Genomic DNA, 12,331 nt, shown 5'->3' with positions numbered 1-12,331 from the left:
TCACTCCGCGGCGGCGGCCTCCTGGGCTCGCCACTCCTTCTCCTTCTGGATGTACTCGTTGTCGGAGTAGTCCGCGAAGTCGGATTCGTCGGTGACCCGGCGCACCTCGATCTTGTTGCCCGGCCCTAGGGGCGCGCGGCACGCCCACTCCACGGCCTCCTCCTTCGTGGCGGTCTCCAGGATCCAGTAGCCGTTGAACAGTTCGTGCGTCTCGCCGTAGGGGCCGTCGGTCACGACGGGCGCCTCACCCGTGAACTCCACGACCGAACCCTGCGACGCATCCGTGAGCCCTTCGCCGCCGACCATGACGCCGGCCTTGAGCATCGACTCGTTGTAGGCGCCCATCGCGTTGATGATCGTCTCGAAGTCCATGTCTTCGTAGTTCTCGACCGACCCGCTGTTGCGCATGATCAGCATGTACTTGGCCATGAGATTCTCCTTCGTTGCAGGGCCTCGATCCGGCCCCTCCACTATCGCGTCGAACGGCGCGGAGCGGAATCGACATCGCGATCCGGATCCGTTCGATGAGGGCGGTCGACGCGCGACTGTCAAGCCCGTGCCGTGCCCGCCGACCCGGCGGATCCTTGCGCACAGAACGGGCGAGAGGAGCAGCGATGGCCGCCGCAGACGACTTCGGATCACACGGTGACGGCAACGCGGTCTGGACCAGCGCGATGAGGGCCGCCTATGGTGACGGCATCCTGCCACGCGAGCGCGAACCGCGCGTCGCCCGGCACCGCTGGTGGGCGAGGAAGCCTCCCGAGGAGGAGGCACAGGACAGCTGACGGCCCCGCTCTCACCGCTCGTCCGACAGGGATGCATCGGGGAGGCGTTCCCCTGCATCCGCCGGCTCCCACCGCAGCAGGTCGCCCGGCTGACACTCGAGCGCCTGGCAGAGCGCATCGAGGGTGGAGAACCGCACGGCCTTGGCGCGTCCGTTCTTGAGCACCGCGAGGTTGGCGGGGGTGATCCCGACCCGTTCGGCGAGCGTGCCTACGCTCATCTTGCGCCGCGCGAGCATGACGTCGATGTCGACGACGATGGGCATCAGATCACCTCGTCCAGCTCCGAGCGCAGCCCGCGCGCCTCGTCCTCCCGGTCGATCGCCTGCGCCAGCAGCCGCCGCAGAACCACGACCAGCAGCGCCATCCCGGCCAAGACCAGGGCCGCGCCGCAGATGAGTCCCACGATCCCGGGCGCGACCTCCCCCGGCGCCAGCACGACAGCGAGGATGAAGGTGAGCGCGGATGCGGTGGCGATGGCGCCGATCACGACGTCCACGTAGCGGAACGCGGCATCCGAGAACACCGCCCCCCGCCGCACGAGGGTCAGCAGCTGCCATACGCACACGGCGAAGACCTGCAGCGTGCCGACGCCGAGTACGGCGAGCACGACGAGCGTGATGCGCCCCCACAGCGGCTCCCCGGCGAGGTCCGCCCACATCAGCGGCACGATGACCGTCTGGACCAGGACCGATCCGACCAGCGACAGGGCGATGACGATCCGCAGAAGCACGATGGTGACGGTGCCCATGGCGACTCCTTCACTCGGGGAATGCCGCTCAGGCTATCGTTAATCGATTGATTTCGCTAGGTATTCGATAGGTCCCTCCCCACGGTGGAACCCGTCCACACATCCGGCCCTGCGCCGAGAGTGCATCATCCTGGCGAGACGGCACCGGATCCGGTGCACTCTGGCCGAGTCGATGCACTCTCGGGGTGGCGCGAGGTGGGCGCATTAGGCTGAGAGCCCTGACCGAATCGCGAGTTCCCATGGACCTGTCCCTGATCGTTCCGACCTTCAACGAGGGTCCGAATGTGCGGGAACTGCTGCGCCGGCTCGCCCAGACCCTCGACGGCACCGCGTACGAGGTCATCTTCGTCGACGACTCCACCGACGACACCCCCGACATCATCCGCGCGGCCGCGGCCGAGAGCGACGCACCGGTGCGGCTCATCCACCGCACCGAGGCCGCCGGCGGGCTCGGCGGCGCCGTCGTCGCCGGAGTGCAGGCGGCGAGCGCCGACTGGTGCGTCGTGATGGACGGCGACCTGCAGCACCCACCCGAGGTCATCCCCCAGCTGCTCGCCCGGGCCGCGCGCGGCGACGTCGACGTGGTGGTGGCGTCGCGCTACATCTCCGGGGGCACCTCGAAGGGCCTGGCCGGCGCGGTGCGCACCGCGGTGTCGCGCCTTTCCACTCTGCTGACGAAGGCGATGTTCCCCCGAAAGCTCCATGGATGCTCCGACCCGATGACGGGCTTCTTCCTGCTGCACCGTCCGGCCATCGACCTCGACACGCTCCGCCCGCGCGGGTTCAAGATCCTGCTGGAGATCCTCGCGCGCCGGCAGCTGCGCCTGGCCGAAGTGCCCTTCGACTTCGCCGAACGGCACGCCGGCGCATCCAAGGCCTCGTTCACCCAGGGGGTGCGGTTCCTGGCGCAGCTGACGATGCTGCGGTTCGGGCGCATGTCAGCGTTCGCGGTCGTCGGAGGCGTCGGCGCCGTCGCGAACCTCGCGATCATGTGGGCGCTGATCGCCCTGGGCATGGAGTACGTGTGGGCGGCGATCATCGCCAGCGAGGTGACGATCATCAGCAACTTCCTGCTGCTGGAGTACCTCGTCTTCGCCGACATGCGCGCCGACTCCGGTCTCATGCGCCACCGGTTCCTGAAGTCCTTCACGTTCAACAACCTTGAGGCGGTCATCCGCATCCCGGTGCTGTGGGTCATCGTGGAGGCCACGCACATCCCCAGCGTCGTCGCGGCCGCGCTCACCCTCGTCGCCGCCTTCGTGGTGCGCTTCGTCTTCCACGCCCTCATCGTCTACGCGCCCCAGCGACAGCGTGCCGGGGCGGCTGCGCCCGCCGCCGCAGCGCCGGTCGCCGCCGACGAACGCGCCGCCTGAGCGCCCAGGGGTCTCCCATCGGCGCTCCCCTAGCGTGGAAGGCATGTCTTCTACTGATCCCGTCACGATGTTCGGCGCCGACTGGTGCCGCGATTGCCGCCGCACGAAGGCCCAGCTCGACGAGCTCGGCCTGACGTACCGGTACGTCGACCTGGAGGCCGACCCGGCCGCGGCCGACGTCGCGCGGGAGATCTCCGGACGCACGAACATCCCGGTCGTGGTCTACCCCGACGCCTCCCACCACGTCGAGCCGACCAACGCCGAGGTGGAAACCAAGCTCCGGGAGCTCGCCCTCATCTGACCCTGGGGTCTCGCGGCGGGGACGGGACCCTGGCGCGTCGGCGGCCCGTGCCAGAGTGAGCGCATGAACCGCATCGGCGCGATCTTCACCCCGTACTTCCCGCCTGAGGCGCTGCGCGACGCCGCGCAGGCCGCCGAGGAGTCCGGCGTGCCGGAGTTGTGGCTGTGGGAGGACTGCTTCCGCGAGTCGGCGTTCGCCACCGCCTCCGCCGTCCTGGCATGGACGACGCGGATGCGCGTGGGCATCGGTGTGGCGCCCATGCCGATGCGCAACGTCGCGCTCACGGCGATGGAGATCGCCACCGTCGAGCGGATGTTCCCCGGCCGCCTCATCCCCGGCGTCGGGCACGGCGTGCAGTCGTGGATGGGGCAGATCGGCGCTCGCGTGGCCTCGCCCCTGGGTCTCATGCGCGAGTACGTGCCGGCGCTGCGGTCACTCCTGGCCGGCGCCGAGACGAGCGCTTCCGGCCGCTACGTGTCCCTGGACCGCGTCCGGCTCGACTGGCCTCCCGCCGACCCGCCGCCGGTCATGGTCGCCGGGGAGGGCCCGAAGACCGTGCGCCTCACGGGGGAGGTCGGCGACGGCACTGTGCTCCCGGCCGGCAGCACGCCCGAGCGCGTGGCGAGCACCCTCGCGCTGGCCCGGGAAGGCCGCGCGGCGGCGGACCGGCCCGGACCGCACGAGCTGGTCGTGTTCGTCGAGGCGGCCTTCGATCCCCGCCATGCTCCGCCGGCCGCGAGCGATCCGGCCGCGAGCGATTCCGCACCGGTCGACCCGGCTGACGGTGCCGCGCCCGTCGCGGGCGCGCCGGAGGAGGTCGCCGCCGCGCTGGAGCCCTACTTCACCGCCGGCGCCACCCGCGTCATCCTGCAGCCGCCGCTGGCCGACCGCAACCTCACCGAATTTCTGGCCGGGGCTGGCACGGTCGCAAGGCTGCTGCAGGCGGCCTGACCGGACGCCCTTCAGGGGCCGCGCCTATGCTGGGTGCCACCGAAGGAGAGCCCCGTGACCCTCGAGCAGCCCGCCGCCACCCTCCCCGACGCTCCGCGCGAGCAGATCGAGGCCGACCTCGAGGCCCTCACCACCGGCTCGCGCGTGTGGTCGACCCTCGACCTCGGCCAGCGGGCGCGTCTGCTGGGGCGCCTGCGCGACACCGTGGGCGCCGCGGCCGAGGACTGGGCACTCACCGCCGCCGTCTCCAAGGCCCTCCCCGCCGGCTCACCGCTGCGGGGCGAGGAGTGGCTGAGCGGCCCGTACACGACCCTCACGGCGCTGGATGCTGCGGTGCGCACGCTGCGCGCCCTCGCCGGCGAGCGCAGCCCCCTCGACGGCGTGCGTCTCACCGACGCCCCCGGCGGCCGCATCCGCGCGCACGTACTCCCGGCCGAGCCGATCGACCGCGTACTGCTGTCGGGATTCCGCGGCGAGGTGTGGCTCGAGCCCGGGGTGACACGCGCCGAGGCGGTCGCCGCCGCGGGACTGGGACAGCGCACGCCCACGCGCTCGGGCGGCATCGGCCTGGTGCTGGGGGCCGGCAACGTCACCTCCATCCCGATCCTCGACGTGCTGTACGAGCTGCTCTCGGCCAACCGCGTCTGCATGCTGAAGGTGAACCTCACGCAGGACGCCCTCGTCCCGGTGTTCCAGCGCGCCTTCGCACCGCTGATCGAACTGGGCCTGCTGCGCATCGTGCGGGGCGGCGGCGACGTGGGCGCGTACCTGACGCAGCATCCGGCCTTCTCGCACGTGCACATCACCGGGTCGGCGGCGACCTTCGACACGATCGTGTGGGGTACCGGCGAAGATGCGGCGCGCCGCCGAGCCGCGGGCGACCCCGCCCTGAGCGTGCCGATCACCGCCGAGCTCGGTGGGGTGTCGCCGATCATCGTCGTGCCGGGGCGGTGGAGCGATGCCGACCTCCGCTTCCAGGCCGAGCACATCGTCACGATGCGCCTGCAGAACAGCGGGCACAACTGCGTCGCCGGGCAGGTCGTCCTCCTCAGCGCCGACTGGCCCCAGCGCGGCGCCTTCCTCGCGGCACTGCGCACCGCGTATGCCGCGGCGCCAGCCCGCACGGTCTGGTATCCCCGCAGCAGCCAGACCCTCGCCGCGGTGGCCGAGGCCTACCCCGACGCGACGTGGTCGGCGGACGGCACGCGCGCGATCGTCCAGGTCGACCGGGATGCCGCCGCCGATGCCGTGCAGACCACCGAGTACTTCGCCCCGGTGCTCGGCGTGCTGGCGCTCCCCGGAACCGGACGCGCCTTCCTCGACGCCGCCGTCGCCCACGCCAACGACCGGCTCACCGGCACCCTCGGCGCCAACGTGCTCATCGACCCCGCCACCGAGGCCGAGCTCGGCGACGGCCTCGACGACGCGCTCGCCGGGCTGCGCTACGGCAGCATCGCGGTCAACGCGTGGACCGGTGCGATGTTCACGGTGCCGGGCCTGTCGTGGGGCGCCTTCCCCGGCGGCACCCTCGAGCACGTGGGCAGCGGCATCGGCGTCGTGCACAACGCGCGCCTGCTCGACCGGGTCGAGCGCTCCGTGATGCGCGGGCCGTTCCGCCCCTTCCCCCGCATGATCCCCGCAGCGGTGCGCGGCCGCGGCACCTTCACGGTGCTGCCCAAGCCGCCGTGGTTCGTCACGGCGCGCACCGGTGCAGAGGTGAGCGAGGGGCTCACACGCTTCCGTGCGGGCGGGAGCCCCGTGGGTCTGGCGGCGACCCTCGCGAAGGCCTTCCGCGCCTGACCCGTCGCCGGGGTCAGGCGAAGCGGTCGGCGGCCGCGCGCAGGGCCCGGGCGATCCCCGGCTCCGTCGCGGAGTGGCCCGCGTCGGGCACCACGACGAACTCGGCCTCCGGCAGCGCCCGGTGCAGATCCCACGCCGTCATCATGGGCGTGCAGGCGTCGTACCGGCCCTGCACGATGACGGTGGGGATGCCGCGCAGGCGCACGGCGTCCTCGATCAGCTGCCCCTCCCGGAGCCACCCGCCGTGAACGAAGTAGTGGTTCTCGATGCGGGCGAACGCCGTCGCCGTGGCCGGGTCGCTCATCTCGGCGATGAACCCCTCGTCGGGCACGAGCGTGACGGTGGCGGCTTCCCAGCGGGTCCACGCCAGCGCGGCGGGGCCGTGCACGGCAGGGTCGGGATCGTTCAGGCGCCGGTGGTACGCCTCGATCATGCGTGAGCGCTCGAGCACGGGGATGGGGGCGACATACTCGTCCCACAGGTCGGGGAACAGCGCCGACGCGCCGCCCTCGTAGAACCACTCCAGCTCGTGACGGCGGAGGGTGAAGATGCCACGGAGGACGAGTTCGCTGACCGCATCCGGGTGCGCCTCCGCGTACGCGAGGGCGAGGGTGCTCCCCCACGATCCGCCGAACACCTGCCACTGCGCGATCCCGAGATTGCGGCGCAGCAGCTCCATGTCGGCGACGAGGTGCCACGTGGTGTTGTGCCGCAGGTCGGCGGTGGGATCGCTCGCGTGCGGCGTCGACCGGCCGCATCCGCGCTGATCGAACAGGATGATGCGGTACTTCTCCGGGTCGAAGAAGCGTCGCTGCCAGGGACTGGAGCCGCCCCCCGGGCCGCCGTGCAGGTAGACGACCGGCTTGCCCTGCGGGTTGCCGCTCTGCTCCCAGTAGAGCCGCTGGCCGTCGCCAGCCAGGAGCATCCCCGTCTCGTACGGCTCGAGCGGGGGATACAGGATGTCGTCGAGGTGGGCCGGCGCGCTCACGCTCGGTGTCCTTTCGAACTCATGACTTCACCGTAGCGGTGAACAGGACCCGGTCACGGCGCGCGGGGGCCGCCCTATGCTCTGAGGGTGCTGGAGACGCTCCTGGTCGTGGTCGTCGCGGTCGTCGTCATCGCCCTGGCCACGGCGCTGGCTCCGCGCGTGAACGTCGCGGGGCCTCTCGTGCTGATGGCCATCGGCCTGGGCGTGAGCGTGCTGCCGTTCGTCCCGGCGTGGGAGATCGACCCCGAGTGGATCCTCGTCGGGATCCTGCCGCCGCTGCTGTATTCCGCCGCCGTCCAGCTGCCCGCCGTGGAGTTCCGCCGGGATCTCGGGCCGATCGCGGGCCTGTCGGTGCTGCTCGTGGTTCTCTCCTCCGTTGTGCTGGGGGTGGTCTTCACGCTGCTGATCCCCGGCATCGGCCTGCCCCTGGGCATCGCGCTCGGCGCGATCCTGAGCCCCACGGATGCGGTCGCCACCTCCATCGCGAAACGTCTGGGACTTTCACCCCGCGTGGTGACGATGCTGGACGGCGAGAGCCTGCTCAACGACGCCACGGCGCTCGTGCTGCTGCGCACGGCGGTCGCGGCGATCGCGGGCGGCTTCGCGTTCGGCGACACCGTGTGGGCGTTCGTCTGGGCCGTGGCGATCGCCCTCGCGCTGGGAGCGGGAATGGGGTGGGTGAACCTCCGCGTGCGGCAGTGGGTGGCGCATCCGGCGGCCAACACCGCCCTGAGCTTCACCGTCCCCTTCCTCGCGTACCTCCCCACCGAGGCGCTCGGCGGCTCCGGCCTGGTGGCGTCGGTCATGGCGGGCATCGTGACGGGGCAGGGCGCAGCGCGTCGCTTCACGCCAGAGCAGCGCATGAGCGACCACCTGAACTGGCGCACGGTCGAGCTGCTGCTGGAAGGTGCCGTGTTCCTCATCATGGGCCTGGAACTGAAGGAGATCGTCCGCGCGAACGTGGAGGAGCACGAGGGCGTCTGGTACGCCGCATCCCTGGCCCTGGCGGCGCTGGGCATCACGCTGGCTGTGCGAGCGGCGTACGTGTCGGTGCTGATCTGGGCGCAGGGCCGGCGCAGCCACCCGCGGCGCCGGGTGCGTGCGGATGCGGCGGGCGAGCGTCTGGACGACCTCGAGGCCCGGCTCGACCGGCGCCTCCCCGCCGACACCGCCGATGCTTCCGGCGACAAGGCGGCCGAAGCCCGCGTGCGCGGCCTGCGGCGCCGCCTCGCGTGGATGCGCGGACGCATGACGCGAATGATGAGAGACCTCGACTACTACCGCGACTCCCCCCTCGGGTGGCGCCACGGCACGGTGATCGTGTGGGCGGGGATGCGGGGCGTGGTCACGCTCGCGGCCGCACAGACCCTGCCGGCCGAGACCGCCAACCGGTCACTGCTGGTCTTCGTCGCGTTCCTCGTCGCCGTGCTCAGCCTGACGCTGCAAGGGTTCACCCTGCCGTGGCTGGTGGCCAGGCTGGGATTGTCGCGTGAGGGGACCGACCGTCCGTCCCGCCACGATCAGCAGTCGCTCTGGGCCGAACTGCAGGCCGCCGCGGCGGAGGCCATCGCCGCCGGGCGCGTGCGTCGTCGCGACGGCGGGGCGTTCCCCGAGGATGTCGCCCGGCACGTGACGGCACGGCTGACACGCGAGCCGGAAGAGGACGAGACGGCCCGCGCACGCGAGCTGCTGGAACTGCGGGTCGCACTCATCGCGGTGATGCGCGAGCGCCTCGTGGCGGTGTCGCGCGACGGGCGCTTCAGCACCGCGGCCCTGCGGCAGGCCCTCGCAGAACTGGACGCCGACCAGCTGAGTCTCGAGCTGCGGCTCGACGGTGAGGACTGACCCCTCGCCGCGGGCCGGAAACAGGCACAATAGAAGGGCGGGAGGTGTCATGAGCGACATGCGAGACATGGCCGAGATCGCGCACACCCGGCCCCAGGCACCCCGGGCCGACACGAGCCCGCTGCATCTGCCGCATCCGGCTGCCCAATGCCCCAAGTGCTTCACCGAGCTCCAGCGCGACCGGGACTGGTGGCTCGCCCGCCCCGCCGGCGCGCGCCTGGTGGGGCTCGTGGTGTCGCGACCTGGCATGCCGTCGGTCGTGCAGCAGCGCGACGACCTGACCCGTTTCGGCGTGCCCATCGAAGGCTTCCGGCATCCCTCGCCCGAAACGCTCGAGGACTGGTCGGAGCGACTCGCGCGGTTCTTCGCGACGCTGGGCCGCGGCGATGTGCTCGTGGTCGCCAACGTCCACGCCCTCGGGACGACGCTGGAGGAGGAGACCCGCGCCGTCTCCGAGCTGCACGCGCGCGGCGTCGTGGTGAAGGTGCTCGGCCACGGCGGCCGCCACCTCTACGACACCGGCCGCTGACGCCCACCCTCTCGCCGAAAGCGCACCGACCCGGCGAGTGTGCACCGGATATGGTGCACTCTGGCCGAGTCGATGCACTTTCGGGGCCGCGGAGGCGGCGGGGGCGGAGTCAGTCGGCGAGGAGACGGGCGTTGCCGGCGGCGACCTCGACGAACACCTGGGCGGATGCGTCGGACGCGGTGCGCAGGCCGTTGTCGAACCCGCCCGCCGAGACGTCCGAACGCACGTCGTACACGTCGTCGGGGAGGGTCAGCTGGAGCGATCCGGCACTGACGGTGGCGCGGACCTCCGACGGGGCCGAGCCACCGAGGCGTGCGAACAGGTCGCCTGCGCTCACCTGCAGATCGGCTTCCCGCACACCGTCGATGTCGATGTCGGCCCGGCCGGCGCTGACGTCGGCGACGAGCATGTCGGCGCTGCCGGTGACGGTCATCTCGCCCGCACCCATGCCGAGATCCAGCTCGCCGAACGCGCCGTCGGCCGTGAGGGAGCCGGCCCCGACGGACAGCCGCGCGTCGGAGCCTTCCAGCTCGGCGGGCAGGGTCAGGATGGCACGGCCGTTGCCGTTGCCGAACCACGACCCCCACATCACGCGCGGACTGTGCACGAGCAGCGTCTGCCCGTCGTGCCGGAGCGTCCACTCGCCGTTCGTGGAGTTGCGCACGTCGAGGGTCGCCTCCGTCACGTCGTCGAAGCGCACCGTGAGGTCGGCGGCACCGACTTCGATGTCGAGGTCGCTCACGCGGTCCACCTCGATGCTGCTGGTGCCGGTGTACGCGAACGCGGAGGCCATGCTCGCACGCATGCCGCTCCACACGACGGCCACGAGCACGCCGGCGCCGAGCAGCGCGACGAGGATCGTGATCACCCGGGCGGCGTCGCGATTGGGGCGCGGTCCGACCGGCTCGGCGGCCGGGGGAAGCGGCGGCGGGGTGAGCGTGCTGGTCATCGTCCTGCTCCTGTCTGCGGCGTGGATCCGCCGTGTTCGATGTGGGCGAGCGCGGCCTGCACGCGCCGGTTCCCCGACTCGTCCTGCTCGAGCCCGAGCTTCTGGAAGATCGCGGTGATGTGCTTCTCGACGCTCGCCTCCGACACGAACAGCGTCGCGGCGATCGCCTGGTTCGACCTGCCTTCGGCGATGAGGGCGAGCACCGAGCGTTCCCGCTCGGTCAGCCGCTGCATCCGCTCGTCGCGGCTGCGCCGGCCGAGCAGTTGCGCGACGACCTCGGGGTCGAGGACGGTGGCACCTTCGCCGATGCGTGCGACCGACTCGAGGAACTCGGCCACATCGGCGACCCGGTCCTTCAGCAGGTACCCGAGCGCGCCGCCGCCTCCCCCGATGAGGTCGGTGGCGTAGCGCTCCTCGACGTACTGCGAGAGGACGAGGACGGGAAGCTCCGGATGCTGCGACCGCAGCCGGGCGGCGGCGCGGATGCCCTCGTCGGTGTAGGTGGGCGGGAGCCGCACGTCCAGGATGCAGAGGTCGGGGGCGGTCGCAGCGACGGTCTCGTCCAGGACGGAGGCGTCGGGGAGGGAGGCGACCACGTCGTGCCCCGCGTCGACGAGGAGCCGGACGAGCCCCTCCCTCAGAAGAACGCTGTCTTCACAGATCAGAATGCGCACGGCACACTCACCTCCAGAGCGGTCGGGCCGCCGTGGGGGCTGTCGAGGCGGTAGGTGCCGCCCGCGCCGACGATGCGGTTGGAGATGCCGTCGAGGCCTCCCCCGGGAAGGATCCGTGCGCCGCCGATCCCGTCGTCCTCGACGCGGGTCCACAGGGTCCCGTCGTCGCGCCGGCGGACCACGACGCGCACGGCGCTCGCGCGGGAGTGCTTGGCGGCATTGGTGAGCGACTCCGCGATGGCGAAGTACACCGCCGCCTCGGCGCTGCGCTCGCACCGGCCCTCGATGCGTACGTCCAGCTGCACGGGCACGTGCGAGCGGGCGGCGAGCGCCGACAGCGCCGCATCCAGACCGCGGTCGTCCAGGACCGATGCGTGGATGCCGCGGGCCAGCTGGCGCAGTTCGGTGATGGCGGCCTTGGTGGAGGTGTGCGCCTCCTCGATGAGCGCGGTGGCCGCGGCCGGGTCGTCGTCGATCTTCTGCCGCGCCAGGCCCAGGGTCATGCCGACGGAGACGAGGCGCGGCTGGACGCCGTCGTGCAGGTCGCGCTCGATGCGGGTGCGCTCGACGTCGGCGGCCCGCACGGCCCCTGCCCGCTGCTCGGCGGACTGACGGGCCTGCGCGGCCAGCTGCGCCTCTCGGGAGGGCACCATGATCAGGCGCGAGAGCACGCCGTGCAGGATCGCGACACCGATGAGCGCCGCGGCCGACAGCGCCACCATGACCGGCCCGACCACGAAGGCCCACGTCGCGGGCAGCTCCAGGTCCCAGCCCCACAGGCGGGAGACGCCTTCACCGGCCAGCAGCGGCGACAGGGTCAGGGCGATGCCCGACACCAGGACCGCGACCAGCAGGATCGTGACGAGGCCGAGCGCGGTCGCGATGGCGAAGTTCGCGATGCCCCGCCACACGCCCGGATCGATCGCCTGACGCCAGAACATGAGCAGGACGCCGCCGAATCCGGGACGGGGACGGCGGCGCAGCGCCGGCGCGGGAACGCCGACGTGGTACAGCCCGTCGATCCGTGCCGCCTCCAGCCATGCCACGGCCCACAGCGCGTAGACGAAGCCGATGAGCAGCAGCAGACCGATCCCGAGGACGACGGCCGTGCCGATCCCCGTGCTCAGGAGCGTGATCAGCACGGTGAAGACGACCGGTCCGACCACCCCGAGCGCGGCGAGCTGCGCGAGAGCGACCAGAACCCGCACGGGGGAGGCGACCGGTGAGCGGACGGCGGAGGCCGCGGCGGGGCGGGGGCCGTCCGCGGGTGGGGACCCGGGTGCGGGCCCGGTCGCGGGTGCGGGAGGCGACGCGGGCGCCGCAGCGGTGTTCGAGGTCATGTCCCCACGCTAGAGCCGGGGGCGCGCCACCGCCCCCGAGTTCTCCCG

At 72.1% G+C, this 12,331-nt stretch carries 14 protein-coding genes; 7 read left to right on the top strand and 7 right to left on the bottom strand.

What is annotated here, in order from left to right; translation table 11 throughout:
* On the bottom strand, positions 1-429 hold the full coding sequence (locus tag E4K62_RS00970; protein ID WP_135062716.1) for a YciI family protein: 429 nt from the start codon (positions 427-429) through the stop codon (positions 1-3).
* Positions 430-614: 185 nt separating this feature from the next.
* Between E4K62_RS00970 and E4K62_RS18600 the strand changes: the two genes are divergently transcribed.
* The gene (locus tag E4K62_RS18600) at positions 615-785 is read left to right on the top strand and encodes a hypothetical protein (protein WP_167747684.1); all 171 of its coding nucleotides are present in this window, start codon (positions 615-617) and stop codon (positions 783-785) included.
* A gap of 11 nt (positions 786-796) precedes the next feature.
* On the opposite strand, the gene E4K62_RS00965 is transcribed toward E4K62_RS18600, so the two are convergent.
* Together E4K62_RS00965 and E4K62_RS00960 are read right to left on the bottom strand one after the other, a co-directional pair.
* The gene (locus E4K62_RS00965) at positions 797-1,048 is read right to left on the bottom strand and encodes a helix-turn-helix domain-containing protein (protein ID WP_135062714.1); all 252 of its coding nucleotides are present in this window, start codon (positions 1,046-1,048) and stop codon (positions 797-799) included.
* Positions 1,048-1,533: a DUF2975 domain-containing protein gene (locus E4K62_RS00960; RefSeq protein WP_135062712.1), complete on the bottom strand. Its 486-nt coding sequence runs from the start codon at positions 1,531-1,533 to the stop codon at positions 1,048-1,050. Before E4K62_RS00960 ends, E4K62_RS00965 begins: the two co-directional genes overlap by 1 nt.
* Before the next feature lie 239 nt (positions 1,534-1,772).
* Between E4K62_RS00960 and E4K62_RS00955 the strand changes: the two genes are divergently transcribed.
* The 4 genes from E4K62_RS00955 to E4K62_RS00940 all read left to right on the top strand — a co-directional run bounded on the left by E4K62_RS00955 (position 1,773) and on the right by E4K62_RS00940 (position 5,958).
* Positions 1,773-2,906 (top strand): glycosyltransferase, encoded by a 1,134-nt coding sequence (locus E4K62_RS00955; RefSeq protein ID WP_135062709.1) that lies wholly within the window; start codon positions 1,773-1,775, stop codon positions 2,904-2,906.
* A gap of 43 nt (positions 2,907-2,949) precedes the next feature.
* Positions 2,950-3,207, top strand: a complete 258-nt coding sequence (locus E4K62_RS00950) for a glutaredoxin family protein (protein ID WP_135062707.1) — start codon at positions 2,950-2,952, stop codon at positions 3,205-3,207.
* Between the two features lie 63 nt (positions 3,208-3,270).
* Positions 3,271-4,158, top strand: coding sequence for an LLM class flavin-dependent oxidoreductase (locus tag E4K62_RS00945; RefSeq protein WP_135062705.1), 888 nt, complete (start codon positions 3,271-3,273; stop codon positions 4,156-4,158).
* 54 nt (positions 4,159-4,212) lie between these two features.
* Positions 4,213-5,958, top strand: coding sequence for an aldehyde dehydrogenase family protein (locus E4K62_RS00940; protein ID WP_135062703.1), 1,746 nt, complete (start codon positions 4,213-4,215; stop codon positions 5,956-5,958).
* A gap of 13 nt (positions 5,959-5,971) precedes the next feature.
* Here the strand turns inward: E4K62_RS00940 and pip are convergent, their stop codons facing one another.
* A complete protein-coding gene (gene pip, locus E4K62_RS00935) occupies positions 5,972-6,946 on the bottom strand; it encodes a prolyl aminopeptidase (protein ID WP_135062701.1) in 975 nt (324 codons plus the stop codon).
* An 87-nt stretch (positions 6,947-7,033) separates the two neighbouring features.
* Between pip and E4K62_RS00930 the strand changes: the two genes are divergently transcribed.
* Together E4K62_RS00930 and E4K62_RS00925 are read left to right on the top strand one after the other, a co-directional pair.
* Positions 7,034-8,791 carry a cation:proton antiporter gene (locus E4K62_RS00930; RefSeq protein ID WP_308195135.1) on the top strand — a complete coding sequence of 586 codons (1,758 nt, stop codon included), beginning with the start codon at positions 7,034-7,036 and terminating at the stop codon, positions 8,789-8,791.
* Between the two features lie 58 nt (positions 8,792-8,849).
* A complete protein-coding gene (locus E4K62_RS00925) occupies positions 8,850-9,320 on the top strand; it encodes a dehydrogenase (RefSeq protein WP_240742918.1) in 471 nt (156 codons plus the stop codon).
* 109 nt (positions 9,321-9,429) lie between these two features.
* Here the strand turns inward: E4K62_RS00925 and E4K62_RS00920 are convergent, their stop codons facing one another.
* From E4K62_RS00920 to E4K62_RS00910, 3 genes are read right to left on the bottom strand one after another with little or no spacing between them, the layout of a single operon-like run.
* Complete coding sequence (locus tag E4K62_RS00920; protein WP_135062699.1) at positions 9,430-10,269, bottom strand: DUF4097 family beta strand repeat-containing protein; 840 nt, start codon at positions 10,267-10,269, stop codon at positions 9,430-9,432.
* Positions 10,266-10,943, bottom strand: a complete 678-nt coding sequence (locus E4K62_RS00915; RefSeq protein WP_135062697.1) for a response regulator transcription factor — start codon at positions 10,941-10,943, stop codon at positions 10,266-10,268. The genes E4K62_RS00920 and E4K62_RS00915 overlap by 4 nt, the downstream gene beginning before the upstream one ends.
* Positions 10,931-12,283 carry a sensor histidine kinase gene (locus E4K62_RS00910; RefSeq protein WP_135062695.1) on the bottom strand — a complete coding sequence of 451 codons (1,353 nt, stop codon included), beginning with the start codon at positions 12,281-12,283 and terminating at the stop codon, positions 10,931-10,933. The genes E4K62_RS00915 and E4K62_RS00910 overlap by 13 nt, the downstream gene beginning before the upstream one ends.
* Positions 12,284-12,331: the final 48 nt, after the last annotated feature.

The sequence above is a fragment of the Microbacterium wangchenii genome (genome assembly GCF_004564355.1).
GTDB lineage: Bacteria > Actinomycetota > Actinomycetes > Actinomycetales > Microbacteriaceae > Microbacterium > Microbacterium wangchenii.
The sequence above is the reverse complement of the archived record's forward strand: the minus strand, read 5'-3'. Positions and strand labels throughout refer to the sequence as shown.